The sequence below is a fragment of the Lacrimispora sp. genome (assembly GCF_032078915.1).
In the GTDB taxonomy this organism is placed as follows: Bacteria; Bacillota; Clostridia; order Lachnospirales; family Lachnospiraceae; genus Lacrimispora.
Map to the genome: position 1 here is coordinate 134,616 of NZ_DAMAUN010000003.1, position 26,348 is coordinate 160,963.

The window sequence follows — 26,348 nt, forward strand, 5'->3', positions numbered from 1 at the left end:
GAGCCTGGAAGAGACAGATAGAAGAGAGGAGAGGATCTAATATGGATTTTGAAGTGAGGGCCAGGGCGTTAGTCGGTCAGATGACCCTGGAAGAGAAGGCCTCCCAGCTAAGATTTGATGCCCCGGCAGTCAAAAGGCTGGGGATCCCCAGATACCACTGGTGGAATGAATCGCTTCATGGCGTGGCCAGGGCGGGGACGGCAACCATGTTTCCCCAGGCCATCGGTATGGCGGCCATGTTTGACGTGGAGATGATGAAAGAGATCGGCACTGCGGCGGGCATGGAAGCAAGAGCAAAGTACAATGCCTATTCGGCCCTGGAGGACCGGGATATCTATAAAGGACTGACCCTTTGGTCTCCCAATGTGAATATCTTCCGTGATCCCAGATGGGGAAGAGGCCATGAGACGTATGGAGAAGATCCATATCTTTCCGGCAGACTGGGCGTGGGATTCATACAGGGAATCCAGGGAGAGGGCCAATACTTACTGGCGGCAGCCTGTGCCAAACACTTTGCGGTACACAGCGGACCGGAGGAACAGCGCCATACCTTTGATGCCAGAGTCAGCAATAAAGATCTGTGGGAGACCTATCTTCCTGCCTTTGAAGCCTGTGTCACCGAGGGTAAGGTGGAAGGGGTCATGGGAGCGTATAACCGGACCAACGGAGAGCCGTGCTGTGGCAGCAAAACGCTGATACAGGATATTCTGAAAGAGAAGTGGAAGTTTAACGGGTATTTTGTGTCGGATTGCTGGGCCATCAAGGATTTCCATGAAAATCATCATGTGACGGATACTGCCGCCCAGTCCGCAGCCATGGCCCTGAGAAATGGCTGCGACATCAACTGCGGAAATACTTACCTGCATATTTTAAGTTCCTATGAACAGGGCCTGGTGACAGAGGAGGAGATTACAGAGGCAGCGGTGCATGCAATGCGTACCAGGATGCGTCTGGGGCTGTTTGATGAGGACTGCCCCTACAACCAGATTCCTTATGAGACGGTGGGATGCAAAAAACACAGAGAACTGGCTATCCGCGCGGCGGAAAAATCCATGGTCCTCTTAAAGAATGACGGGCTTCTTCCTCTTGACAGGAAGCTTAAGAAGGTGGCTGTCATCGGGCCAAATGCGGACAGCCGTTGGCCGCTCATCGCCAATTACCACGGCACAGCGCCCCGGTATGTGACGGTACTGGACGGGATAGAGAATCTTCTTGATGAGAATACCAGAATCTTTTACTCGGAAGGCTGCCATACCATGAAGGACCGTGTAGAACGGCTGGCACTGCCGGGAGACCGCATAAGCGAGGCGGTGACTGCAGCCCTTAAGGCTGGGCTGGCCATTGTATGCGTGGGACTGGATGAGCGGTATGAGGGGGAACAGCAGGATCTGGGTAACCGTTTTGATGAGGCGGTCAGTATGGCGGATAAGCCCACTCTGGCCCTTCCTGAATCCCAGCGCCGCCTGCTGACGGCACTCATAGAGACTGGCATACCGCTGGTGGTGATAAATATGTCTGGAAGCGCCATGGACTTAGCGTGGCTGGATCAGGCGGAAAGCGTAAAAGCAATTCTGCAGGCATGGTATCCCGGGGCTGAGGGCGGAACGGCAGTAGCCAGAGTCCTCTTTGGGGAGACCAGCCCCTCAGGCAGGCTTCCAGTCACCTTCTACCGGTCTGAGGAGGAGCTTCCTCCCTATGAGGACTACAGCATGAAAAACCGGACCTACCGGTATATGAAGGAAGAAGCCCTTTATCCCTTTGGATTCGGCCTTTCCTATACCAGCTTCCGGTACAGGGATTTAGAGTGCGCCCCTGCAGGTGACGGCAGCGTGTCCGTATCTGTGAAGGTCAGGAACGAAGGACCGGCAGATGGTGAGGAAGTGGTTCAGGTGTATGTAAAGAACTTAGATTCTCCTCTCGCAGTGAGAAATCATTCCCTGTGCGCCTTTGCCAGGGTGAGTCTTGCAAAGGGGCAGGAGAGGGAGGTAAGCTTCTGTCTTCCGGGTCTGGCCTTCTGTGTGGTGGACCAGGACGGGGACCGCCGCTTGGATGGGCATCGGTACGATATTTATGCGGGCGGCAGCCAGCCTGACAGAAGGAGCTGTCTGCTTACAGGCTCCGAACCCTTAAACGTCCGGGTGGTGCTGTAAAGGGGACTGTGTGAAAGAAAGCTGAAGAAGGAGAGATAAAATGGATTTATTACAGGTAAGAAATGGTAAAATCGTGGATGAATCAGGAAATCCTGTGTACCTTCGCGGAACCTGCGTGGGTGGCTGGATGAACATGGAAGATTTTATCAACGGATATCCGGGTACTGAGAGCGGAATGAAGAGGGAGATGGCCAAGGCCATTGGTGCAGGCAAGGCAGAATTGTTCTTTGGGACCATCCTTGACAACTTCCTGGCTGAGGAGGATATCCGGCTGATCCGGGAAACCGGAGCCAACTGCATCCGCATTCCTTTGAGTTACCGGCATTTTGAGGATGACCAAAATCCTTTTATATATAAGGAAGAGGGATTTAAGCGGCTGGATGCCCTACTGGATGCCTGTGAACGCCAGGGGGTCTACGTAATCCTGGATATGCATGCCTTGTCCGGATGGCAGAACTGCCACTGGCACAGTGATAACGAGCGGGGGGCGGCTCTTCTCTGGAGCTTCCGCCATTTTCAGGAACGGATCATAGCACTTTGGGAGGCGATTGCACAAAGGTATAGGGACAGAAATGCGGTGGCAGGCTACGACCTGATGAATGAGCCATCCACAGGAACGCCCACCGGCGAACATGCCTATGACTTTTATGAGTTCTATCAGTCCGACTGGAAAGCAATCAACAAACTGTACCGGGAGATCGCAGATGCGGTTCGAAGAATTGATAAAAAGCACATCCTGTTTTTGGAGGGGGATAATTATTCCAGGAATTTTGAAGGGCTTGAGATACCTTTTGAGGATAATCTGGTGTACAGCAGCCACAACTATATACCGCCGGGATATGGGCCGGGGACGTACCCGGGATATTATAACGGGGTGTACTGGGATAAGAATAAGCAGAGGACTGAATTCCTTAACCACCAGGGGACACAGTTTGCCTTGAAGCACCAGGTACCCCTGTGGGTAGGGGAGTTCGGTTCCCAGTATCATGGTTTTCCGGAGGAGCTTCCATACCGCCTGGCATCTATGGAGGACCAGCTGGATATTTACAACGCGTATGGAGTCCATTGGACCACCTGGACTTATAAGGACCCCGGGATTATGGGGTGGGTATTCTTAGATCCGGAGAGCGAATATATGAAGATCATCCAGCCGGTCCAGGAACAAAAACGCATCCTGGGAGCTGAGAATTTTGTCGCAGATTATGCAGGGGTGGCGGAGGGCAGAAAGAAATCCCGGGCGCTTGCCGATTATATCCTGGATGTGATGGGAGAAACCAGGATTGACAAAGCTTCCAATGCTTTTGTGATGAATTACGGGGTGCTAAACGGCTATGCGGGCGCTATGCTGCAGCCGGCTTACGCCAGGCGTTTTGCCGGATACAGTGAGGATGACTTAGAGCGCATCGCCGGAGGCTTCAAGCTGGAAAACTGTGTGAAGAACCAGCCTTATCTGAATCTTCTGAAACATATGCTGCATTGATAAATATCCATTGTTCTGTTAAAATTGGATGTGAAAATATGTAAATAAGCAGCCGGGAATAACGGAAAGAGGAGAGAACTTGGGATGAGGAAAAAGATAGTCTGGAAAGAAAAAATGGCAGAATACTGGATGATTGGGCTTTTACTCTTCCTGGTGGCTGTGTTCTCTTATATGTTACCGGTATTTGCCACCAGAGGGAACCTTGCCAGCTTCCTGCGTTCCATGCCTATTTTGGGAATTGCCACACTGGGAGTGGCAATGCTCATGATCTCTGGCGGGATTGACTTATCCTGCGGGGCCATCATGGCCTGCGCAGGAACGACGGCTGCTTATCTGGCGGTGCGGGGAATGAATCCGGCAGCATGCCTGGCTCTTGGTATCCTCTGCGGCGGTGCCTGGGGACTTCTCAACGGGTTTCTGATTACACGGTTTGAGCTTAAGCCGTTTATAGTGACCGTAGGAAGCAACTATATGATCCGGGGGCTGACCCAGATGTTCACAGGGGGCATTCTGATCAGCGGCCTGCCAGGCTGGTTCTACCACATTTCCAACACCCACCTGCTGGGCAATATCCTCTATTCCAATTTTCTTATCTTCCTGATCCTGGCTGTGGCAGTTGTCCTTGTTATGAAATGTACCATATTCGGCCGGTACTGCTATGCCGTAGGCTCCAGTAAGAAAGCCAGCAGTCTGGCCGGCATCCAGGTAAAACGGCATCTTCTCAAGGTTTATTTTATTGAAGGGGCCTTTGCGGGGATTGCGGGAATCATCCTTATGTCCTACTTGAACGTGGGCGCATCCAGTGAAGCTATGGGGTTGGAAGCATATGCCATCGCTGCTGTGATTATCGGCGGGATCCGGTTTGAAGGAGGGGCAGGAGGCATCGTGCGTGCGGTTCTGGGGCTGCTTATTATAGAAGTGTTTAAAAACGGTATGAATGCGGCCGGAATAAATACTTACGGGCAGCAGGCAGTTACAGGGCTTATGATTCTGGCGGCTATCGTGATGGACTATTTTCGGAAGAAGAGGGAAGAAACGGCATGAGAATGTTTAAAATTTGGGTAATCGGAATGGCGGTATGCCTTTTTGTGTCCGGATGCGGGAGGCAGCCCACCGCCGCTATTGAACGGCAGGAGGGGAAGACTCTGTATCTGATTGCATTGAATGAAAAAGGACCTTATTGGAAGCCGTTGATTCAAAGCGCGCAGGATCAGGCCAGAAAGCGGGGGTGTTCTCTGATCATAAAAGCCGGGCTGCCTGGGGATTCCTCACGGCCCCAGAAGCTGATTGAGATGGTCCAGGAGGCGATCGATCAGAAAGCAGACGGCATTGCTATGGCAGCCTTAGAACCGGAGATGTTTGATATAAAAGCAGCGGAGGCAATGGCCAATGGAATCAAAGTAGTCACCTATGATACGGACATCAGGACTCACAGCAACCGGCTGGCATATATCGGAACCAATAATTATGAAGCCGGAATGGAACTGGGAAGACGGGGGGCCGAAGACTTAAAAGCCCGGGGAATTACCGGGGGGAGACTGACGGCCGTTACCTACAGTGGTTCCGCTCAGAACATGACCGAGCGTTACAAAGGGCTTAAGGAGGGTTTTAACCAGGCGATGGATCAGGATGCCGCCCAGTTTACCTGGTGTACCTGGATTATAAACGACCTAAGCGTATCCAGGGCAAAAGAGCAATTGGAGACACAGATCATATCATATCCTGACTTAAAGGCAGTGTTCACTCTGGGAACAGAGTCTGTCATTACAGGGACCATGGAGGCGATCAAATTCCAGAATCTGCAGGGAACCCTGTACCACTATGGATTCGATTATTCCCCTACACTGGCAGCCGGTGTGGATGAGGGCCTGATTACAGGCATTGTGGACCAGAACTGCCAGGTAATTGGCAGGACACTTGTGGACAAACTGGCGGACGCAGTGGAGGGGAGGGAGATTGAGAAGGAATACTTAATTGACGTGACATGGGTGGAAGCTAAGGATATAAAAGCGTATGGAGAGAAATCGGAGAGGTAATTAAATGAATATAAAGCAGAAAAGCGCGCCCCAGCGGGAGCTGTGGGCTCAGTTTGACGCCCTGCAGATGGGAAGCGGCTGGGATGAGGAAGATATAAAGAAGCCTCAGATTTTGCTTGAGGATGCCTATGGGGACAGCCATCCGGGCAGCGTACATCTTTCGGGACTGATGGAACAGGTAAAATACGGCGTGTTTGAAAGAGGCGGGTATCCTGCAGGGTATCATACTACGGATATCTGCGATGGCTGTGCCCAGGGACATAACGGAATGAATTACATACTGGCCTCCAGAGAGGCGATCTGCGATATGATAGAACTCCACGGTTCCGTGTATCCATGGGACGGTATGGTACTTGCGTCATCCTGTGACAAATCCATACCCGCCCAATTAAAGGCAGCGGCCCGGCTTGACATTCCTTCTATATTTATACCCGGCGGGAGCATGAGGAACGGGCCGGGGATGACGACTTCCCTGGTGGCAGGAGACATATCCCTGCGCCAGAAGCGGGAAGGGGCTATTACTCCGCAGGAAATAAGGGATTACAAGCTGACGGGATGCCCCTCAGCCGGCGCATGTACGTTTCTGGGAACGGCCAGTACCATGCAATGCATGGCAGAAGCCCTGGGCATGGCTCTGCGCTGATTCCGGCCACCATGCGGGATATCCTGGCATGGGCGCGCAGGGCAGGCCAAACCATAATGAAGCTGGCAGAGAAGGATATCCGCCCCAGCCAGATCATGACGAAGGAAGCTTTTGAGAATGCCATCATGATACATAGTGCAATCGGAGGGTCCACCAATGGAGTCATCCATCTCACTTCCCTGGCAAGGGAGCTCGGGCTCCTGGTCGCACCGGAAAAATTTGACGAAATCAATCACCGGATCCCCCACATCGGAAATATCAACCCCAGCGGACAGCATCTGACAGAGGCCTTCTGGTTCGCAGGCGGAATTCCCATGGTGGAACGGGAATTAAAGAATCTGCTGCATCTTGATGTAATGACAGTCACAGGCAGGACGCTGGGAGAAAATCTGGAAGATTTGGAGAAGGACGGCTTTTTCCGGCGATATGAAGGCTATTTAAGCAATTACGGACTGAAGCGGGAACAGGTTATCTTTCCGGTCAGTAAAGCAGATGAAAAGGGCTCTATCGCTGTTATGCGGGGCAATCTTGCACCCGAGGGAGCTGTCATTAAATATGCCGCATGCGTCAGGGAGATGTGGGAGCATAAAGGAAGGGCACGAGTTTTTGACTGTGAGGAGGATGCTTACCAGTCAGTGGTGAAAAAAGAGATCCGCAGAGGTGATATCATTGTGATCCGCTATGAAGGGCCAAGGGGCAGCGGCATGCCGGAAATGCTTATGACTACAGAGGCAATTGTCTGTGATCATGAGCTCAATGGAAGCGTGGCCCTGGTTACGGATGGCAGGTTTTCCGGAGCCACCAGAGGACCCGCCATCGGCCATGTGTCTCCGGAGGCAGCAGCAGGAGGGCCTCTTGCCTTTGTGAGAGACGGCGACATCATTTCCTACAGTGTGAAGGACAGGACCCTGGATCTGACAGGAATCCAGGGGGAGGAACGGACGCTTGAGGAGGTTGAGAAGGTGCTTGAAGAAAGAAAAAAAGAGGGGATCATTCCCAGACCGAAGCGGAAAGGGATATTGGCAAGATACACCAGGGATGCCCTTTCAGCCATGGAAGGGGCCGGATATGAAGAATAAGGAACGAGGGGAAGCGGGAAGAGATATCCGGGCCCGCCTGATGCGTACCGTACTCAAGGAGAAAGGGAGGATGCTGATTCGATGAATGCAAAATATATAACACCGGCAGTGACGGCATTTACAAAAGACTATCATGTGGACATGGAGGCCAATAGGCAGATATACGACCATCTCATAGCAGGAGGAATGGATGGAATTCTGATTCTTGGAAGTATCGGAGAGTTTTTTGCCATTCCGCAGGAAGAGAAGAAACGGATGATCCGAGAGGCGCTTGCTTATGTGGATCATCGGGTAACGGTTTATGCAGGCACCGGTGGAACGGTTTTTGAAGAATGTGTAGAGCTGTCCCGCTATGCCCTGGAGCAGGGCGCAGACGGAGTTATGGTCATCCCTCCCTATTACTTTAATCTGCCGGACAGCGCTGTTCTGGACTTTTATGATACTCTGGCCGGAAGGATAGAAGGCCCGCTGCTGCTGTATAATTTCCCCGCAAGAACCGGGTATGACCTAAAGCCCCAGATAGTTCTTGAGCTGGCCCGCAGGAGGAAGAATATTGTAGGGATTAAGGACACAGTTGATGTCATGGGGCATACCAGAGCTTTGATTCAGACAGTGAAGAAAGAATTTCCCGAATTCCTGATCTATTCGGGATTTGATGAATTCTTTTCCCATAATGTGATAATCGGAGGAAACGGCTGTATCGCCGGGTTATCCAATTTTGCACCGGAGACAGCTTCTGCTCTTGCTGAGGCGGCCAGGAGGGAGGATTTCGGGCTGCTGAGGGAATACCAGAGGAGGATCGACCGGCTTATGGCGGTATACGATGTGGGAGAGCAGTTTGTACCTATTATAAAAAAAGCCATGGTGCTTTGCAGGGTACCCATGAAGTCCGTATGCGCCCGGCCCATGCAGGAAGCTACGGAGGAAGAGACCAGGCGGCTTGAACTGATTCTTAAGGAAGAGGGATTGCTTCGATAAACGAATAGGAATAGAGTTTTTTTAAAAGCAGGAAAAAGAACATTCTTAAACGGGTATCCGCTGAAGAATGTTCTTTTTATTGAATTATAAAACGCCTTATTAGGGGTTGTCCTTACAGAATTTCATTCCCAGGTTTTTCGACAAATTAAATATTGATTTTACAGATAATGGAAAATATTGTATAATTGCCATATGATCGAAAGTAAAAGCCCTTTCGATAATCAGATGAACGGGCTGAAAAGCAGCCCTTTTATCTTCACTTGCTATGCAAGTTCGAATAAGTTATATATTATGACAGAAAGGGAGATGATAGAAATGGATCAGGATAATCAAGATGGTTCCTGGCAGGAAAACCAGGATTGGGATCGCGATGCCGTATATAAACAGCCGGAGAGTCCGGTACAGAGCAACATGGCCCTGGCCTCTCTGGTCATGGGGATTCTTGGAATTATAACCTCCTGCTGCTGTTACGGAGGATTGATTTTCGGAAGCCTTGGAATTCTGTTTGCCCTGCTTTCCAGGACAGAAGACAGGTTTGAAGGCTATGCAAAGGCAGGCCTTATTACTTCATCCATTGCCATTGTGCTTGTTGTATTGGTAATAATCGTATTTGTCGGAACTGCGGCGATGAGCGGCCTGGGGCTGGGAGGTGTGTTTTCATGAAAACTTCATCATCAGAACTTAAAAGTCGTGCCAAGCGTTCTTTGAAAGGCAGATACGGCTTGTGTATCGGCATCCAGTTTATAGAGTTCGCCATTCTTCTGGCTATAACACTGGTTTGTATTTTAACATCCTTTTCTATGGGACTGGTAAGAGATCCTCTTTTTAATGGCGGCAGCGTATCTGCAGGAAATGTGATCCTGAAGGCAGGGGTTTATATCTCATTCCTGATCATTCTCTCTGTTTACAGTCTTTTAAAACCGGGAGTACTTAAGATTTATATGGATATGTGCAATGGCCACACCGCCAAATTGTCTGATCTGCTCTTTGCTTTTCAGAACAAGCCACATAGGTTTTTAGGACTTTATTTTATAAATCTTCTCATTGGATTTGCCTGGGGGATTCCGTACTTTGTAGTACTCATTGTAGCAGTCATCACTGAATTTATCCCGATCATGATAGTACTGCTGGTGCTTACGTACCTGCTTCTGCTTATTGGAAATATCATAACAACGCTGTATTTATCCCAGTCCATGTTCCTTCTCATCGAGTCTCCGGATCAGAGGGTAATTGGGAGTCTTAAGGATAGTGCAGCCATGATGAAGGGCAATAAGGGAGGCTATTTTTACCTTTTCATAAGCTTCATCGGTATGGTAGTCTTGGGATACTGCTCCATGGGTATTGGTTTACTCTGGGTCATCCCTTATATTCAAGCGACTATGACAGAATATTATCTGGATCTTAAGGAACGGCTTTCCCGGAACACCCCTGGAAGAGGTGAGGAGGTTTCCTTTGAATCCATGTGGAACCAGGAAAATCAGTGGTAGAGCCGTGTCATGCATGAGGTATGCGCATAGAATATACTAAGGAGGTGTATCCTATGCGAATTTGTGAACTAAAACAAAAAGAGGTAATTAATATTTGTGACTGCAGACGCCTCGGTTATGTTGGTGATGTGGATTTTGACATGGAAACAGGATGCCTTTTAGCCATAATTGTACCAGGACCAGGGTGCTTTTGCGGCTTTTTAGTCAGGGAAAAGGAGTTTGTAATTCCCTTCTGCGACATAAGGCAGGTGGGTCCGGACATCATCCTTGTAAATGTGGATTTGGAAAAGGCAACGGAAAGATGCGGGATATAAGGAGGATGGGCTTGCGGATCTTTGGATTGTAAGCTATGATATATAAAACGAAGTTCGATTTGTGACACTATAATTACAGTCCGTAGACAGGAGGACCAGAAACGTGAAATGTCCATTTTGCAATGAAGCAGACACCAAGGTCATTGATTCCAGACCAGCAGACGACAACAGCTCCATCAGACGCCGCAGACAATGCGAGAAATGCGGAAAGAGGTTTACCACCTATGAAAAGCTTGAGACCATGCCCCTTATGGTTATTAAGAAGGATAATTCCAGAGAAGTTTATGACCGTTCAAAAATAGAATCAGGAATTCTTCATTCCTGCCATAAGCGGCCGGTATCATCCCAGCAGATTGATTCCATGGTAGATGAGATAGAAACCCAGGTTTTCAACCGTGAAGAAAAAGAAGTGGAGAGCACGGTGATCGGAGAGCTTGTCATGAAAAAGCTGCAGGAAGTGGATGAGGTTGCTTATGTGCGCTTTGCTTCCGTATACAGGGAATTTAAAGATGTGAGTACGTTTATGGAAGAAATAGGAAAACTATTGAAAAAGTAGGAGATATATGTTTAAAGTATTTTATCCGGATGAAGATGCGGCATCAGCATACGACATATCCTTCGAAGAATTATATAAGAATGGGATCAGAGGTGTGATTTTTGATATTGACAATACTCTGGTGCCTCATGATGCGCCCGCAGATGAAAGAGCTAAGAAATTGTTTTTACATCTGCATAAGCTTGGGATGGAATCCTGCCTCCTTTCCAACAACAAAGAGCCGAGAGTGGCTTCCTTTGCCAGGGCTGCGGGCAGCCCTCATTATATATATAAAGGAAACAAGCCCTGGAGAAAAGGCTATCAAAGAGCGATGGAATTCATGAAAACGGATGCGAAACATACGGTTTTCGTGGGGGATCAGCTCTTTACCGATGTTTATGGGGCCAAAAGAGCCGGAATCTACAGCATTCTGGTCAGGCCGATTCATCCAAAAGAAGAAATCCAAATTGTTTTAAAGAGATATTTAGAAGCAGTTGTACTGTATTTTTATCACAGAGATAAGAAAAGAAAAAAGTGAACAGTATCAGGTGAAAGAACATTTCTGACGGGTAAAAGACAGCCTGACAGGTTATAATACGGATGAGACGGTCCGGACAAGCCGGCTGATCCGGGGCATACAGAAGATGCTTTGCCCGGAAGGCATGGGAGAAAAGGTGGTAAAAGGGATATGAAAATTCTTGTATTAAACGGCCCGAATCTAAACTTTTTAGGAATCCGCGAAAAGGGAATATACGGAACAGAGGATTATCATGCGCTGGTATCCATGCTGGAAGAAAAAGCGCAGAGAGAAGGTCATGAGCTGGAAGTCTTTCAAAGCAATTATGAAGGCGGAATCATCGACAAAATTCAGGAGGCATATCACAATGGAACAGAAGGGATTATCATTAATCCCGGAGCGTTTACCCATTACAGCTATGCCGTTAGAGATGCCCTGGGTTCCGTAGAGATTCCCAAGGTTGAAGTCCATATATCCAATGTCCATAAGAGAGAGGAGTTCCGCCATACATCGGTAACTGCGCCTGTTTGTACCGGACAAGTAGTTGGTCTGGGGCTTAAGGGATATGCTCTTGCAATGGATTATTTAACAGGAAAATAATTGCTCCGATTCAAGAAATGGGAGATATTTGTAAAAAACTGTTGAAAATGTATTTGTTATAGTATAGAATATAAAAGGTTAAGAAGAGAAATTCAAGGAGGAATATCATTTATGATATCAGCGGGTGATTTTAGAAACGGTATCACATTGGAGATCGAGGGTACTTTTTATCAGATTATGGAGTTCCAGCATGTAAAACCTGGAAAGGGTGCTGCATTCGTAAGAACTAAGATTAAAGATGTGTTAAACGGCGGCATTAACGAGCGCACATTCCGCCCGACAGAGAAGTTCCCACAGGCAAGAATCGATAGATTTGACATGCAGTATCTGTATGCTGATGGAGATCTTCATAACTTTATGGATACGAATACCTATGAGCAGATAGCGTTAACTCCAGATGTAATCGGTGATGCGTTAAAGTTTGTAAAAGAGAATGAGACGGTTAAGGTATGTTCTTATAATGGTAAGGTATATTCCGTAGAGCCTCCATTATTCGTGGAGTTGGTTATTACAGATACAGAGCCGGGATTCAAGGGTGATACCGCTCAGGGAGCGACTAAGCCAGCTACGGTTGAGACCGGTGCAGTGGTATATGTTCCCTTGTTTGTAGATCAGGGTGACAAGATTAAGATTGATACACGTACAGGTGAATACCTGTCCAGAGTATAAAAGGAAAAGGACCGGGCGATCTGCAAGGTCCTTTTATTAATTATATATGATTTATGTTTGGTATTGAGAAAGCAACGTAGAAAGGATCGTTCAAATATTCCTGCGTTGTTTTTATACCTGATCATCAGATTGCATATGGCAATCCGTGCAGAATAATACGGGAAAATATTTAAATACGGGGAAATGCAATAAGAGAATATTGCAGGCATAGAAGGTAAATATTATAAAATAGTAAAAAGAAAGCACCTTTTTGGGAAAAGATAAGGATTGCGGGATCCTCATAACTTAAAAAGGCGCTTATTTTATTACCGGATCACTGATTCCTGTCCATGTGGCTGAAGATCATGGAGCAGTACAGTTTTGGAAAAGAAAAGGGAAAAGAATTTGATTTTTAAGGTCACTTGTAATATAATTAATATTTAGCGTAGAAATATCTGGAATAGAAAAAGGAGACCAGGAACTGATGAAGAAGATTCTTGATTTGATTACAGCAGAGATGAAGGCAGCATTTGCGGACTGCGGATATGATGAGGCTTATGCAAAGGTAACCTTATCGAATCGCCCGGACCTTTGCGAATACCAGTGCAACGGAGCCATGGCGGCAGCCAAGGCCTATAAAAAGAAACCATTTGATATTGCATCGGAAGTAGTGGCAAAGCTTGCGGCCAGTCATGTATTTGCTGCGGTGGATGCAGTGATGCCGGGATTTATCAATCTAAAACTTAACTCAGATTATCTGGCAGACTATATGAACGGCATGGCTGATGAAGAACAGTCCGGCTGTGAAAAAACAGAAAATCCCATGACAATTGTGGTGGATTACGGCGGAGCCAATGTTGCAAAGCCTCTGCACGTAGGCCATCTTCGTTCCGCGATCATCGGGGAGAGTATTAAGAGAATGGGCCGTTTTCTTGGACATCATGTCATTGGAGATGTTCACCTGGGAGACTGGGGCCTTCAGATGGGACTGATCATTGAGGAGCTTAAGGACAGAAAACCGGAGCTGCCTTATTTTGACGAGTCCTTTGAAGGGGAGTATCCAAAGGAAGCACCCTTTACCATCAGTGAGCTGGAAGAGATATACCCTGCGGCCAGTTCAAAAGCCAAATCAGATGAGGGATTCAGTACCAGAGCCCATGATGCCACTTTGAAACTGCAAAACGGTTTCAGGCCTTACCGTGCCATCTGGCGCCATATTATAGAAGTATCTGTTTCTGATTTAAAGAAAAACTACGGAAATCTCAATGTTTCCTTTGATTTATGGAAAGGGGAAAGCGATGCGGAACCCTATATTGCCGATTTGATAAAGGAACTGGAAGATAAGGGCCTTGCCTATGAAAGCCAGGGAGCCCTTGTTGTGGATATTGGAGAAGAGGGGGATACCAAAGAACTTCCTCCCTGTATTGTAAGAAAGTCTGACGGTGCTGCCCTTTATTCCACTTCTGATCTTGGAACCATCATTGAACGGGAGAAAGATATAAAGCCTGACTGGTACATCTATATTACGGATAAACGTCAGGAACTGCATTTTGTCCAGGTGTTCCGTGTAGCGAAAAAGGCCGGCTTTGTATCACAGGATAAGAAGATGTCTCATCTTTGCTTCGGCACCATGAATGGAAAAGACGGTAAGCCCTTTAAGACAAGGGACGGCGGAGTTATGCGTCTGGAAACACTGATATCTGACATCAGCCAGGCAGCTTATGAAAAGATCATGGAGAACCGTACCGTTTCTGAGAAAGAAGCGGATGAAACATCAAAGATCGTGGGAATGGCAGCCTTAAAGTATGGGGACCTGTCTAATCAGGCATCCAAGGACTATGTGTTTGACATGGACCGTTTCGTATCCTTTGAGGGAAATACCGGCCCTTACATCCTTTATACGATCGTAAGAATTAAGTCCATTCTGGCAAAATACCAGGGCCTTGAAGATAAATACCAGGGTGAGGAGCAGATTCTTGCAGCTGCATCGGAGGCGGAAAAAGATCTGATGCTCCAGCTTTCCAGATATAACGAAATCATGGAAACAGGCTTTACGGAGCTTGCGCCCCATAAGATATGCCAGTACATTTATGAACTTGCCAATGCATTTAACCGTTTTTACCATGATACCAAGATCATATCCGAAGAGGATAAAAAACGGCAGGCATCCTGGATCCGTTTGATCAGGCTTACCAAGGATGTATTAAATGCATGTATTGGCGTACTGGGAATCGAGGCGCCGGAACGAATGTAATGGTGAACGGATGTGAGGAACTATGAGAGTATTACACTTGACGACAAATACCTTCTGGAAGGGTGAATCAGGTGTCAGTGCCCTGGTGGAGGATCAGGGAAAGGAATATAAGGCAAATTTGCATATCAAGGGTAGTCAGGTTTTTGACTACTCTTGTTCTTGTGCCCAGGGAAATTCCTACCGGGGGATGTGTCCTCACTGCAAAGCTCTGTTTGAGGTGTATAAAGAGCAGGAGTCAAACCCTGGAAGGCCTGTACTCACTTCCCAGCAGGCAAGGGCCATGATCCGGGAATATACCAACCGGGAGGTGTCCCGGATCATGAGCGAGGGAGAAGAGGAGCAGGTGAAACTTTCCCTATCCCTCCTCATCAGCCGAAGAGAAGTAAAGCTGGAGTTTAAGCTTGGAAAAGACCGGCTTTACATGGTAAAGGATCTGGCTGCATTTGCAAATGCGGTAGAAAACGGCACCTATGTGGAATACGGCAAAAATCTGGCGTTCCATCACAGCCCTTCCGCCTTTGCGAAGGAGAGCCGCCCTCTTCTGGAATTTGTACTGGAGATTGTAAATGCATACTGTGAGCATTATGAACAGTTTCAGAAAAGTTCCTTTTCCACGAAACCTGTCCTGCGGTTTTTAAATTTAAGCCGCGCAAACCGGGACCGTTTTTTTGGAATCATGATGGGAGAGACCCTGGAATTTGAAGATTACAAGGGGCAGAAGCGGAAGCTGATGATCGTTGACCGCAATCCCAACTTAAAGGTTACGGTAAAGCGCCAGGGACGGGATGGGGTTTTAGTGTCCGTTGACCGGGAGCTTTTGACCTTTGAGGGGGAACACCGCTTATATCTTGCAGATATGAAATACTTGTACTGCTGTGACCAGCCCTGCAGTGAGGCCCTCTCCGTGTTTCTGGGGCAGATGATGGAAGGGTTCAAACCTTCTTATGAAACGGAAATCAATGACAAGGATATGCCTCTTTTTTATGAACGGGTTTTAAAAAGGATCGCTGCCTACTGCACCATTGATTCCAAAGAACTGGATCTGGAAGCTTATAAACCGGAGGAGTTAAAGGCAAGGTTTGACTTTGATTCCGATGGGCAGGGCGGGCTGATTTTAAAGCCGACCCTTTCCTATGGAGACTATTCGTTCCAGCCGGTAGAAGATGAGCGCCTTCCCCGTACCGTGTGCCGGGATGTGCCGGGAGAGTTCCGCATCAGCCGCCTGATAACCCGCTACTTTAAATATAAAGAATATGAATCGGAATATCCTGCTATTCGGGATGATGAGGAAGCGGTATACCGGTTGCTTACTTCAGGGATGAGTGAGTTCATGGCATTGGGAGAGGTTTATTTTTCAGAATCCTTTAAAAAGTTAAAAGTTCTTCCTCCTCCCAAGGTATCCATCGGAGTCCGGAGCGTAGGGAACTGGCTGGAACTGGACGTGGATACGGCTGGGCTGTCAGGGGAGGATTTAAGCCGGCTTTTGGAAGTATACAGTCAGAAAAAGAAGTATTACCGCTTAAAAAGCGGGGAATTTATAAGTCTTGACGACAACGGGCTTATGACGGTTGCAAAGCTGATTGAGGGCTTATCTGCTGACCCTGATAAGCTGGGCAAGTCGTTCCGTCTTCCCAAGTACAGGGCGCTTTATCTGGACAGCATTCTGAAAGAGGGAAGCGGCATTACCCTTTACCGGGACCAGCTCTATAAGGCGGTGGTTCGGGGAATGAAGTCTGTGGAGGACAGTGATTTTGAGGTCCCCCAGCCCCTGTGCCATGTGCTGAGAGGGTATCAGAAGACTGGATACCGCTGGCTTAAGACGTTGGACAGCTATGGCTTTGGGGGAATCCTTGCCGATGATATGGGACTTGGAAAGACCATCCAGATCATAACCCTGCTCCTTGATGAAGCAGGTAAAAAGGAACATACAACATCCCTTATCGTCTGCCCTGCATCCTTAGTATACAACTGGGAGAATGAGTTTCACATCTTTGCTCCCTCTCTTAAAGTTGCGACGATCACCGGCCAGGCAGGGGAGCGGGAAGAGTTGTTAATGCATACAGATGAGAAAGATGTGCTGATCACGTCTTATGACCTATTAAAACGGGATATTGATCTTTATAAGGATAAGTTCTTCCGGTTTCAGGTCATTGATGAGGCCCAGTACATCAAAAATGCATCCACTCAGAGTGCAAGAGCGGTAAAAAGCATTGATGCAGGAAACCGGTTTGCTTTAACCGGTACTCCCATTGAAAACCGTTTATCAGAGCTGTGGAGCATTTTTGATTTCCTGATGCCAGGATTTCTCTTCTCCTATCGGAAATTTAAAAAAGAATATGAACTTCCCATTGTCCGGGACCAGGAAAGACCGGCGCTGGAGAGCCTTCACCGCCTGATCGGCCCCTTTCTTTTAAGACGGCTTAAGAAAGATGTGCTGAAAGAATTGCCGGACAAGCTGGAAACCATTGTTTATTCCGCTTTTGACAAAGAGCAGAAAGAACTGTATGCCGCAAACGCATTCCGCTTAAAGCAGGAGCTTGAGAGCTTAGATGGCAGTTCGGGAAGGGATAACATCCAGATCCTTTCGGCGCTTACCAGACTCCGTCAGATCTGCTGCGATCCTCATTTATGCTATGAGAATTACAAAGGGGGATCCGCAAAGCTGGAAACCTGCATTGACCTGGTTCGGAACGGGGTAGAAGGCGGGCACAAGATCCTGCTCTTTTCCCAGTTTACCTCTATGCTTGCTGTGATCGGACAACGGCTGAAAAAAGAGGCGGTTCCATTCTATATGCTGACTGGGGCAACTCCAAAAGAAGACAGGCTCCATATGGTAAATTCCTTTAAAGATGATGAGATTCCCCTGTTCCTCATTTCCTTAAAGGCAGGCGGTACAGGACTTAACCTGACTGCGGCGGATGTGGTCATACACTTTGATCCATGGTGGAATGTGGCAGCTCAGAACCAGGCCACGGACCGGGCCCACCGGATCGGCCAGGAGAAGCAGGTGAGTGTATTCAAGCTGATCACAAAGGGTACGATTGAGGAAAATATTTTAAAGCTTCAGGAATCCAAAAAGGATTTGGCAGAACAGATTATAACAGAGGGAACCGTGTCCTTAAGTAATCTGACCAAAGAGGATTTATTGGGGCTTTTGGATATATAGTTCATTGAATGAAAGGATGGATAAGTGATGAAAGTACTAATGTTAAATGGGAGCCCTCATGAGAGAGGCTGTACCAACCGTGCCCTTCTTGAGGTGGAATGGGCCTTGAATGAGGAAGGCATTGAGACAGAAATCCTTCACGTAGGGAGCCAGTCTGTCCATGGATGTATTGCCTGCCAGAAATGTTCAGAAACAGGAAGATGCGTATTTACTTATGATTTGGTTAATCAGGTGCTTGATAAAATGGAAACAGCGGAAGGGCTGATCGTAGGTTCCCCTGTTCATTATGCTTCTCCCAACGGCACCGTGCTTTCCTTCCTGGACCGTTTGTTTTATGCGGGAAGGGATTTTGCCTTTAAGCCTGGAGCAGCGGTTGTTTCCGCCCGGAGGGCAGGAACCACCGCTTCTCTTGATGTTTTAAACAAATATTTCACCATTGCCCAGATGCCGGTGGTTTCTTCCACTTACTGGAACATGGTTCACGGATTTACGCCTCAGGAGGTGGAGCAGGATCTGGAAGGGCTTCACACCATGAGAGCTCTCGGAAAAAATATGGCATGGCTTTTAAAATGTCTTGAGGTAGGAAAGGCCGCAGGAATCAGCCTTCCCGCCTGGGAAGAAATCCCAAGGACAAATTTCATACGATAAACAAGAAAAAATTCCCTTTACTTTTTTTGGTTGTGGTGTATAATGAGATAGGCACTATATGTAGTGATTCAAAACTTAGAGATACAAAATATAGAAGAGGTTAAGGTGACAGGGATGATTAAAGTTCAAAAACGTGACGGCAGAATTGTGGAGTATGACAGGGATAAAATCATTACAGCCATTCGGAAAGCCAATGCAGAGGTGGAAGCTTTTGAGCGGGCTGGTGAGGAAATGATTGATACAATACTGGATCATGTGGAGAGAGATAACGACGGCGTGATCAGTGTGGAAGCCATTCAGGACATGATCGAGAGCAGTCTGGTAAATAAGAACAAATATACGCTTTCCAAAAAATACATCATTTACCGTTACCAAAGGGCTCTGCTTCGGAAGGCAAACACAACCGATGAGTCTATCTTAAAGCTGATTAAAAATGAGAACAAGGAACTGGCAGAGGAAAATTCCAACAAGAATACCATTCTGGCATCGACTCAGAGAGATTACATCGCTGGAGAGGTGTCCAGAGACTTAACCAGAAGAATGCTGCTTCCGGAGAGGATTTCTCTAGCCCATGACCAGGGATCCATTCACTTTCACGATGCGGATTATTTCGTACAGCCGATTTTTAACTGCTGTCTGATCAATATCGGTGATATGCTGGATAACGGCACCGTGATGAATGAAAAAATGATCGAGAGTCCTAAGAGTTTTCAGGTGGCGTGTACGGTCATGACCCAGATCATAGCGGCTGTTGCAAGCAACCAGTATGGCGGACAGTCCGTAGATATCCGGCATTTGGGCAAATATTTAAGAAAAAGCAATGATAAATTCCATAAGCAGATCCGTGTGGAATTCGGTGATACGGTTTCTCCTGAGATGGTGGAAAAGATGGCTGCCATCCGCCTGGGAGATGAGCTGAAATCCGGTGTCCAGACCATTCAGTACCAGATCAACACCTTAATGACAACCAACGGGCAGGCCCCCTTTGTGACCCTGTTCTTATGCCTTGATGAAAACGACGAATACTTAAAGGAAAATGCCATGATCGTGGAGGAGGTCCTCCGACAGAGGCTTGAGGGGATCAAGAACGAAGCAGGCGTATATGTCACTCCTGCATTTCCTAAACTGATCTATGTTTTAGATGAGAATAACTGCTTAAAGGGCGGAAGATATGATTACATAACGAAGCTGGCAGTGAAATGCTCCTCGAAACGCATGTATCCGGATTATATTTCTGCTAAGAAAATGAGGGAAAATTACGAAGGGAATGTATTCAGCTGCATGGGCTGCCGGAGCTTCCTTTCTACCTGGAAGGATGAGAATGGCAATTACAAGTTTGAGGGAAGATTTAATCAGGGAGTGGTAAGTCTTAACCTGCCGCAGATCGGTATTCAGGCAAAGGGAGATGAAGATACGTTCTGGAAGATTTTGGATGAACGTCTGGATCTATGCTATGAGGCTCTGATGTGCAGACATAAGTCACTGGAAGGCACCCTTTCCGATGTAAGTCCGATCCATTGGCAGTACGGCGCCATTGCAAGGCTTAAAAAAGGTGAAAAGATCGACCCGCTCCTTCAAAATGGCTATTCTACCATATCGTTAGGATACATCGGCCTTTATGAGACGACAAAGCTTATGAAGGGGGTCAGCCAGACAGATCCGGTAGGAGAAGAGTTTGCTCTCCGCGTCATGAATTATATGCGGAAGGTTGTAGACCAGTGGAAAAAGCAGACCGGACTCGGCTTTGGCTTATACGGAACACCGGCGGAATCTCTCTGCTACCGGTTTGCCAAAATTGACCGGGAGCGGTTCGGAAACATACCTGATGTGACGGACAAGGGCTATTACACCAACTCCTATCACGTTGATGTGCGGGAATCCATTGATGCGTTCAGCAAATTCACCTTTGAGAGCCAGTTCCAGACTATTTCCTCGGGCGGGGCCATTTCCTATGTGGAGGTTCCTAATATGCAGAACAATCTGGAAGCTATGGAAGAAGTGGTGAAATTCATTTACGATAACATCCAGTACGCAGAGTTTAACACCAAATCAGATTATTGCCAGGAATGCGGTTTTGACGGTGAGATCATTATCAACGAAGATATGGATTGGGAATGCCCTCAGTGCCATAACAAGGATAAGAGGCGGATGAATGTGACCAGAAGAACCTGCGGCTATCTGGGAGAGAATTTCTGGAATGCCGGAAAGACAAAGGAGATCAAATCCAGAGTCCTTCATTTATAGGAGGTGTGCCATGAATTATGCGACCATAAAGCCTACGGATGTAGCGAACGGCCCGGGGGTCAGGGTATCTTTATTTGTCAGCGGATGCAATCACCGCTGCAAGGAGTGTTTTAATTCCGAAGCCTGGGATTTTCATTACGGCCAGGAATATAGTCCGGAAACCGGATCAAAAATACTGGAATATTTAAACCATACCTATATTGCCGGCTTAAGCCTTCTGGGGGGAGAACCTATGGATCCCAATAATCAGAAAGGCATCCTGTCTTTGGTAGAGAAAGTAAAAGAGCGTTTTCCGGATAAGACGATCTGGTGCTACACCGGCTATGATTTTGAAAAGGATATTCTGGGAGACATGGCAGGAAAGATTCCAGAGACAAGACGGATCTTAGACTGTCTGGATGTCATGGTAGACGGAAAGTTTGAAGTGGAAAAAAAGGATTTAAAGCTGCGGTTTAAAGGGTCATCCAATCAGAGGATCATTAAAGTGCAGGAATCCCTTGATATGGGAAAGATCGTATTGTGGGAATAAAAAACAGGGTATTTTGCAGTCCGCCGTAAAGGCGGCGGCAAAATACCCTGTTTTAGCTTCTTACCGTTTATAACCGGCCACTTACCCATAATCCCTGTAAAAACCGGTTTGAATATGATATGATGAACTGGCAGTCAGGAGGAAGCAGTATGAAGGTCAATATTAAAACAGTCAGCCATGATGCGGAAGAATCTGCGGAGCTGTACATCCATGAGAGGGATGAGGCGGTGGACCGTCTTGCAGAATATTTAGAACAGGATTTGTTCCGGTCGGTAACGCTCTTGTGCCAGAAGGAAGAAAAAATCTGCCGGGTTCCGAGCCCTGAGATTTATTTGATTGAAACGGTAATGGAAAAACAGGTGGTCCATACGAAAGAGGAAACCTTTGAGACAAATAAGAGACTTTACGAACTGGAGCGGCTTCTTCCGTCTAATTTCATCCGGATATCCAAGTCTGTGATCATGAATATAGATAAGGTAAGGACCTATACTCCTATGCTCAATGGGCTTATGAAGGTCTCTATGATAAATTCCCAGGTGACTTATATTTCCAGGAAATATTTAAAAGAGGTAAAAGACAGGATTTTGGAGGCGAGGCATTATGAATAGAAACGAGGGAAAAAGAGAGCTTTTTTGGGAAATTATGTTTTCCGGAGCCGATTTGGGGATGATTTTATTTGTAGGTGCTTTAATGGGACTTTGGCTTTTCTCCGGCAGACAGGGGCTGGAGATTATCATGGACCGCCTGGGCCTTTTTTTTCTCATTTATCTTGCGGCAGGCTGCCTCCTCCAGCTCTTAAAACAGCTGCCTGAAATGGATTTAAGCTGGCTGCGGGGCATGGCTTTTATGTACTGGTTTGATATTTTATTAGTTCTCTTATTGTTTCTTGCTGCATTTCTTCCGGATTATTTAAGATACATCATCTTATCGGATGCTGTGGTGCTTGTTGGGAGATGGGCGTTAAATTACCTTTATGCAAAGCGTACTGCCAATGAACTGAATAAAGCAAAGGGAGGACGTACCCTTGTCATTGATTTAAATGAAAAGCCAGGCACTAAAGAAGAATTTTTCTCTGTCCTGGAAAATTACTGCATCAAAAACCGCTTGAGCCTGGAATATATAGAACGGGATATTCCGGCTGTGGTTAAGCTTGACGGAGTTCTTCATGAGGTGGATTTAAGGAGTTACTATACGTATGGAGGACCTGTGTATACCATGGACATTACAAAGCTTTAATTGGCCATGGCCCGAAATCAGCCGAAAGATGAGTGTGTTCACAAACCTGGAAACCTGTGGTAAAATAGAGGAAATAGAATGAACAGGACAGGAGCGGAACATGACTGACAATCCAAGGAAAAGTGAAAAAACAAAATACCGTCTGGCCGATTCCATAAAGGATTGCATGAAAACCAAGCCCGTGGATAAAATTACAGTCCAGAACATTGTGGACGGGTGCGGGATGACCAGACAAACCTTTTACCGGAATTTTAAGGATAAGTACGATTTGATCAACTGGTATTTTGACAAGCTGGTGCTGGAATCCTTTGCCCAGATCGGGGTGGATAAAACCGTACGTCAGAGCCTGAAGGAAAAATTCGAATTCATCAAGAAGGAAAAGGTATTCTTTACGGAGGCGTTCCGTTCCGACGATTATAATTCTTTAAAAGAACATGATTTTGAACTGATCATGGGATTTTATACGGAACTCATTACCCGGAAGAGACAGGAAATGCTTTCTGAGGAAATCCAGTTTCTTCTTGAGATGTATTGCAGAGGCTCCGTATACATGACGGTGAAATGGGTCCTTTCGGGCATGAAGCAGACTCCGGGCGAGATGGCGGCGAGTCTGACAGAAGCCATGCCTCCCAGACTGGAAACAGTATTTTCGGAAACAGGCCTGATTTAGGTATGATTGCCATATAATAAAAGTTACAATTTGTGTTTTTTGTAAGATTTGTTACAAAAGATACTGATTGTAACTTTATTTTTTGCCTGCATGTTGTTAAAATTATAACATAAGAAACATGTCATTTATAAGGAGAAGGAGAGGTTATCATGGCAAACAGGATTGTATTAAACGAAACATCATACCACGGCTCCGGCGCAGTTCAGGAGATTCCAGGCGAGGTAAAAAGAAGAGGATTTCAAAAGGCATTTCTTGCATCTGATCCCGACTTAATTAAATTTAACGTAACCTCAAAGATCACAAAGATCCTGGAAGAAAATGGAATGGATTATGAGATCTATTCGGATATCAAGCCAAACCCGACCATAGAAAATGTCCAGACAGGGGTAGAGGCATTTAAAGCGTCAGGAGCGGATTATATCATAGCGGTCGGCGGCGGCTCTTCCATGGATACTGCAAAAGCCATCGGCATCATCATTGCAAATCCGGAATATGAAGATGTGAGAAGCTTGGAAGGAGTGGCTCCCACTAAAAAACCAAGCGTGCCGATCATCGCCGTTCCTACCACAGCAGGTACGGCAGCGGAAGTTACCATCAACTACGTGATCACTGATGTGGAAAAGAAACGCAAATTTGTCTGCGTGGATCCTCATGATATTCCCATCGTTGCCATCGTTGACCCGGACATGATGTCCAGCATGCCAAAGGGCCTGACTGCCGCCACGGGTATGGATGCCTTGACCCATGCAATCGAAGGTTATATTACAAAGGGTGCCAACCCCATCACAGATATGTTCAATTTAAAGGCCGTTGAATTAATAGGAAAAAGCTTAAGAGGAGCCGTGGAAAATACCGCCGAAGGCCGGGAAGGCATGGCATTGGGCCAGTATATTACGGGAATGGGATTTTCAAACTGCGGCCTTGGTATCGTGCACTCCATGGCTCATGCACTTGGCGCTGTTTATGACACGCCTCATGGGGTGGCAAACGCCATACTGCTTCCTACCATCATGGAGTTTAACGCCGGTACAACCGGCGAGAAATACCGTGACATTGCAAGAGCAATGGGAGTGGAAGGAACCGAGAAAATGACGGAAGAAGAATACCGCAAGGCAGCGGTTGATTCGGTAAAAAAATTGTCTGCAGATGTAGGGATACCGGCTGATTTGACTCAGATAGTAAAAAAAGAGGATGTGCAGTTCCTGGCAGAATCCGCGGCGGCGGATGCCTGCGCTCCGGGAAATCCCAGGGAAGCCAGTCTGGAAGATATCATGAAACTCTATCAATCGCTTATGTAAGCAAAAGAAACCTCTTGGCCCTTGGTCAGGAGGTTTTTCCGATACCCCGATATCTATGGAAAAAGAACTTGAAATAAGATCCAAATCGGTTATTCTGAAAGTAATATAAATGGATAAGGAGAAGACCCATATGAATAATCGAATGAAAAAGGCCGAATCAGTTTTAGAGATGCTTCCCGGCTTTCAATATCTCTATAAAGGAGAAGTGAATACAGAAACTGTGAAGTATCTGATAAAGAAAGGCTGGGCGCTGGAGGCGGAAGACCGGGGGTCTGTCCATCTGGCATCTTTGGCCGGAATGGACAGGAACGACATTTATTTCTCGGCTCTTGATAAAGAGCCGGCAGCCATAAAAGCAGCCATTGGGACATGCAGGTTCGTTGCTTCCAGTTTGAAAGAGATGGAACTTATCAATGAAGCGGCAGCCGGATATCTGGCTCCGGGACATCTGGAAGTGATAGGAATTTCCGTGATTGCGGAAGCTTATGACAATGGAACAATGCCTGGCTTCCGGGTGGAAGAATTATCCCAATTAGCCGCAGAAGCCAGAACATTGCGTTTCATATCCATACGCGGCTGTTTCATACGGGGCAATACGAAAGGGCTGTCTGGAGAAAATCTTGGAAGATATTTGAGAGACTGCTATGAAACAGCCAAACTGGTTACCACGACCATACCCTGTGGCATGTCTTATATAAACGCAGGCAATACCATGGAACCGGCTGTTCAAACCATGAAATTAGGCCAGGAAGCTCAGGAAAGGCTTCAAACTGCCGCAAAGATCATGGTCAATCAGAATCAAACCGCATTTTATGCAAAACTGCTGCTGCAATAATGAAAAAACTCCCCGCTGTGAGAAACTGCATCTGTCTCTCACAGCGGGGAGTTTTAAATCCCATTATTTCTTTCTATAATACGTGTCCTTTAAAGGCAGGCTCTGCCTGAATACTCCATCCAGCCTGTAGTAAGCATGAGCACAGGCGGGGGAGGTGGGGATCATGCACAGTTCCCCGCATCCTTTCGCACCAAAGGAGTAAGGCAGTTTATTCTCTTCCTTAGGCTGGCAGAGAATTACTTCCAGTTCAGGTGCCTCGTCTGCTCTCATAAATCCTATGGTACCGAATTTACTGGCAGGATATCCGTTTTCACATTTAAACTCTTCTGTGACGCCGTAACCGATTCCCATGATCATACCGCCTTCAATCTGGCCTTCCACGGACCCAATGTTTACTGGAGTTCCCACATCAAAGGCAGATACTGCCTTGGTGATTTTTCCTTCTTCATTTAAAATAATTACCTGAGTTCCGTAGGAATAAGATACGTGGCTCACGGGATTATCCTTAATGGCTCCCAGAGGATCTGTCTGAGCAGAATATTCTCCGAAGAATTCGTGTCCTTCTAAGTCTGCCAGACTGTTTCCGCTGTCTAAGGCGCATTTTAGTTTTTCGCCGGCTCTGCGGGCTGCTTCCCCGGTAACAACCGTCTGACGGGAAGCAGTGGAGGTTCCGGAGTTAGGAGTCCTTATGGTATCTGCCGCTTCAAAGATAAAAAGGGCAGGATCAAGTCCTGATGCATGACAGATTTCGGTTAAAACCATTTGACCGATTCCCTGGCCCATACAGGAGGCAGAGGTACGGATATGAACCTTTTCCTCTTCAATGGAAAGAAGAACACGGCCTACATCCATTTTACCCATTCCGGTTCCTGCATTTTTAAAGCCGCAGGCAATTCCTGCGTAAGGATTGGAATAATAAATATCCTTTACAGCGTCAAGGCAGGCTTCCATATTGGTATTGGGATCAGCGGTCTGTCCGTTTGGCAGAACATCGCCTGGCT

The 26,348-nt window shown here is 47.0% G+C and carries 23 protein-coding genes and 1 pseudogene; 23 read left to right on the forward strand and 1 reads right to left on the reverse strand.

Annotated elements, in window-relative coordinates; all coding sequences use genetic code 11:
• Window positions 1-41 precede the first annotated feature (41 nt).
• The 23 genes and pseudogenes from RT269_RS02605 (at window position 42) to RT269_RS02715 (ending at window position 25,347) form a co-directional block, all read left to right on the forward strand.
• The gene (locus RT269_RS02605) at window positions 42-2,150 is read left to right on the forward strand and encodes a glycoside hydrolase family 3 C-terminal domain-containing protein (RefSeq protein WP_313180436.1); all 2,109 of its coding nucleotides are present in this window, start codon (window positions 42-44) and stop codon (window positions 2,148-2,150) included.
• Between the two features lie 40 nt (window positions 2,151-2,190).
• Window positions 2,191-3,630, forward strand: a complete 1,440-nt coding sequence (locus RT269_RS02610) for a glycoside hydrolase family 5 protein (RefSeq protein WP_313180437.1) — start codon at window positions 2,191-2,193, stop codon at window positions 3,628-3,630.
• An 84-nt stretch (window positions 3,631-3,714) separates the two neighbouring features.
• Window positions 3,715-4,674 carry an ABC transporter permease gene (locus RT269_RS02615; RefSeq protein ID WP_313180438.1) on the forward strand — a complete coding sequence of 320 codons (960 nt, stop codon included), beginning with the start codon at window positions 3,715-3,717 and terminating at the stop codon, window positions 4,672-4,674.
• Window positions 4,671-5,666 (forward strand): sugar ABC transporter substrate-binding protein, encoded by a 996-nt coding sequence (locus RT269_RS02620; RefSeq protein WP_313180439.1) that lies wholly within the window; start codon window positions 4,671-4,673, stop codon window positions 5,664-5,666. The genes RT269_RS02615 and RT269_RS02620 overlap by 4 nt, the downstream gene beginning before the upstream one ends.
• A gap of 4 nt (window positions 5,667-5,670) precedes the next feature.
• Window positions 5,671-7,388: pseudogene (gene ilvD / locus RT269_RS02625) on the forward strand (dihydroxy-acid dehydratase).
• A gap of 81 nt (window positions 7,389-7,469) precedes the next feature.
• Entirely contained in the window at window positions 7,470-8,366 is an 897-nt protein-coding gene (locus RT269_RS02630) for a dihydrodipicolinate synthase family protein (protein WP_313180440.1), read from the forward strand.
• A 315-nt stretch (window positions 8,367-8,681) separates the two neighbouring features.
• Entirely contained in the window at window positions 8,682-9,029 is a 348-nt protein-coding gene (locus tag RT269_RS02635) for a DUF4190 domain-containing protein (RefSeq protein ID WP_313180441.1), read from the forward strand.
• The gene (locus RT269_RS02640; protein WP_313180442.1) at window positions 9,026-9,853 is read left to right on the forward strand and encodes a DUF975 family protein; all 828 of its coding nucleotides are present in this window, start codon (window positions 9,026-9,028) and stop codon (window positions 9,851-9,853) included. Before RT269_RS02635 ends, RT269_RS02640 begins: the two co-directional genes overlap by 4 nt.
• 53 nt (window positions 9,854-9,906) lie before the next feature.
• Window positions 9,907-10,167, forward strand: coding sequence for a PRC-barrel domain-containing protein (locus RT269_RS02645; RefSeq protein WP_054789996.1), 261 nt, complete (start codon window positions 9,907-9,909; stop codon window positions 10,165-10,167).
• 103 nt (window positions 10,168-10,270) lie between these two features.
• Window positions 10,271-10,723, forward strand: coding sequence for a transcriptional regulator NrdR (gene nrdR / locus RT269_RS02650; RefSeq protein ID WP_025233466.1), 453 nt, complete (start codon window positions 10,271-10,273; stop codon window positions 10,721-10,723).
• Between the two features lie 7 nt (window positions 10,724-10,730).
• Window positions 10,731-11,240 (forward strand): YqeG family HAD IIIA-type phosphatase, encoded by a 510-nt coding sequence (locus RT269_RS02655; RefSeq protein ID WP_313180443.1) that lies wholly within the window; start codon window positions 10,731-10,733, stop codon window positions 11,238-11,240.
• A 150-nt stretch (window positions 11,241-11,390) separates the two neighbouring features.
• Complete coding sequence (aroQ, locus tag RT269_RS02660) at window positions 11,391-11,819, forward strand: type II 3-dehydroquinate dehydratase (protein WP_025233464.1); 429 nt, start codon at window positions 11,391-11,393, stop codon at window positions 11,817-11,819.
• Between the two features lie 111 nt (window positions 11,820-11,930).
• Window positions 11,931-12,488 (forward strand): elongation factor P, encoded by a 558-nt coding sequence (gene efp / locus RT269_RS02665; RefSeq protein ID WP_313180444.1) that lies wholly within the window; start codon window positions 11,931-11,933, stop codon window positions 12,486-12,488.
• A 463-nt stretch (window positions 12,489-12,951) separates the two neighbouring features.
• Window positions 12,952-14,721 (forward strand): arginine--tRNA ligase, encoded by a 1,770-nt coding sequence (gene argS, locus RT269_RS02670; RefSeq protein WP_313180445.1) that lies wholly within the window; start codon window positions 12,952-12,954, stop codon window positions 14,719-14,721.
• 22 nt (window positions 14,722-14,743) lie between these two features.
• Window positions 14,744-17,887 carry a DEAD/DEAH box helicase gene (locus RT269_RS02675; RefSeq protein WP_313180446.1) on the forward strand — a complete coding sequence of 1,048 codons (3,144 nt, stop codon included), beginning with the start codon at window positions 14,744-14,746 and terminating at the stop codon, window positions 17,885-17,887.
• A 27-nt stretch (window positions 17,888-17,914) separates the two neighbouring features.
• Window positions 17,915-18,535 (forward strand): flavodoxin family protein, encoded by a 621-nt coding sequence (locus RT269_RS02680; protein ID WP_313180447.1) that lies wholly within the window; start codon window positions 17,915-17,917, stop codon window positions 18,533-18,535.
• Window positions 18,536-18,649: 114 nt separating this feature from the next.
• A complete protein-coding gene (gene nrdD / locus RT269_RS02685) occupies window positions 18,650-20,779 on the forward strand; it encodes an anaerobic ribonucleoside-triphosphate reductase (protein ID WP_313180448.1) in 2,130 nt (709 codons plus the stop codon).
• Between the two features lie 10 nt (window positions 20,780-20,789).
• Window positions 20,790-21,308 (forward strand): anaerobic ribonucleoside-triphosphate reductase activating protein, encoded by a 519-nt coding sequence (gene nrdG, locus RT269_RS02690; protein ID WP_313180449.1) that lies wholly within the window; start codon window positions 20,790-20,792, stop codon window positions 21,306-21,308.
• 149 nt (window positions 21,309-21,457) lie between these two features.
• Window positions 21,458-21,916: a LytTR family DNA-binding domain-containing protein gene (locus RT269_RS02695; RefSeq protein ID WP_313180450.1), complete on the forward strand. Its 459-nt coding sequence runs from the start codon at window positions 21,458-21,460 to the stop codon at window positions 21,914-21,916.
• Window positions 21,909-22,544, forward strand: coding sequence for a DUF4318 domain-containing protein (locus RT269_RS02700; protein ID WP_025233455.1), 636 nt, complete (start codon window positions 21,909-21,911; stop codon window positions 22,542-22,544). The genes RT269_RS02695 and RT269_RS02700 overlap by 8 nt, the downstream gene beginning before the upstream one ends.
• 100 nt (window positions 22,545-22,644) lie before the next feature.
• Window positions 22,645-23,214, forward strand: coding sequence for a TetR/AcrR family transcriptional regulator C-terminal domain-containing protein (locus RT269_RS02705; RefSeq protein ID WP_313180451.1), 570 nt, complete (start codon window positions 22,645-22,647; stop codon window positions 23,212-23,214).
• Window positions 23,215-23,363: 149 nt separating this feature from the next.
• Window positions 23,364-24,512: a lactaldehyde reductase gene (gene fucO / locus RT269_RS02710; RefSeq protein ID WP_313180452.1), complete on the forward strand. Its 1,149-nt coding sequence runs from the start codon at window positions 23,364-23,366 to the stop codon at window positions 24,510-24,512.
• Between the two features lie 130 nt (window positions 24,513-24,642).
• On the forward strand, window positions 24,643-25,347 hold the full coding sequence (locus RT269_RS02715; RefSeq protein WP_313180453.1) for a hypothetical protein: 705 nt from the start codon (window positions 24,643-24,645) through the stop codon (window positions 25,345-25,347).
• 63 nt (window positions 25,348-25,410) lie between these two features.
• On the opposite strand, the gene RT269_RS02720 is transcribed toward RT269_RS02715, so the two are convergent.
• A partial coding sequence (locus tag RT269_RS02720; protein ID WP_313180454.1) for a molybdopterin cofactor-binding domain-containing protein occupies window positions 25,411-26,348 on the reverse strand: 938 nt, incomplete at its 5' end.

Coding starts and splice junctions, on each gene's coding strand:
- RT269_RS02655 (WP_313180443.1), top strand. CDS start 10,731: ATGTTTAAAGTATTTTATCCGGATGAAGATGCGGCATCAGCATACGAC.
- RT269_RS02680 (WP_313180447.1), top strand. CDS start 17,915: ATGAAAGTACTAATGTTAAATGGGAGCCCTCATGAGAGAGGCTGTACC.
- RT269_RS02605 (WP_313180436.1), top strand. CDS start 42: ATGGATTTTGAAGTGAGGGCCAGGGCGTTAGTCGGTCAGATGACCCTG.
- RT269_RS02695 (WP_313180450.1), top strand. CDS start 21,458: ATGAAGGTCAATATTAAAACAGTCAGCCATGATGCGGAAGAATCTGCG.
- RT269_RS02615 (WP_313180438.1), top strand. CDS start 3,715: ATGAGGAAAAAGATAGTCTGGAAAGAAAAAATGGCAGAATACTGGATG.
- aroQ (WP_025233464.1), top strand. CDS start 11,391: ATGAAAATTCTTGTATTAAACGGCCCGAATCTAAACTTTTTAGGAATC.
- argS (WP_313180445.1), top strand. CDS start 12,952: ATGAAGAAGATTCTTGATTTGATTACAGCAGAGATGAAGGCAGCATTT.
- fucO (WP_313180452.1), top strand. CDS start 23,364: ATGGCAAACAGGATTGTATTAAACGAAACATCATACCACGGCTCCGGC.
- RT269_RS02675 (WP_313180446.1), top strand. CDS start 14,744: ATGAGAGTATTACACTTGACGACAAATACCTTCTGGAAGGGTGAATCA.
- RT269_RS02610 (WP_313180437.1), top strand. CDS start 2,191: ATGGATTTATTACAGGTAAGAAATGGTAAAATCGTGGATGAATCAGGA.
- efp (WP_313180444.1), top strand. CDS start 11,931: ATGATATCAGCGGGTGATTTTAGAAACGGTATCACATTGGAGATCGAG.
- RT269_RS02645 (WP_054789996.1), top strand. CDS start 9,907: ATGCGAATTTGTGAACTAAAACAAAAAGAGGTAATTAATATTTGTGAC.
- nrdD (WP_313180448.1), top strand. CDS start 18,650: ATGATTAAAGTTCAAAAACGTGACGGCAGAATTGTGGAGTATGACAGG.
- nrdG (WP_313180449.1), top strand. CDS start 20,790: ATGAATTATGCGACCATAAAGCCTACGGATGTAGCGAACGGCCCGGGG.
- RT269_RS02700 (WP_025233455.1), top strand. CDS start 21,909: ATGAATAGAAACGAGGGAAAAAGAGAGCTTTTTTGGGAAATTATGTTT.
- RT269_RS02705 (WP_313180451.1), top strand. CDS start 22,645: ATGACTGACAATCCAAGGAAAAGTGAAAAAACAAAATACCGTCTGGCC.
- RT269_RS02635 (WP_313180441.1), top strand. CDS start 8,682: ATGGATCAGGATAATCAAGATGGTTCCTGGCAGGAAAACCAGGATTGG.
- RT269_RS02620 (WP_313180439.1), top strand. CDS start 4,671: ATGAGAATGTTTAAAATTTGGGTAATCGGAATGGCGGTATGCCTTTTT.
- RT269_RS02630 (WP_313180440.1), top strand. CDS start 7,470: ATGAATGCAAAATATATAACACCGGCAGTGACGGCATTTACAAAAGAC.
- RT269_RS02715 (WP_313180453.1), top strand. CDS start 24,643: ATGAATAATCGAATGAAAAAGGCCGAATCAGTTTTAGAGATGCTTCCC.
- RT269_RS02640 (WP_313180442.1), top strand. CDS start 9,026: ATGAAAACTTCATCATCAGAACTTAAAAGTCGTGCCAAGCGTTCTTTG.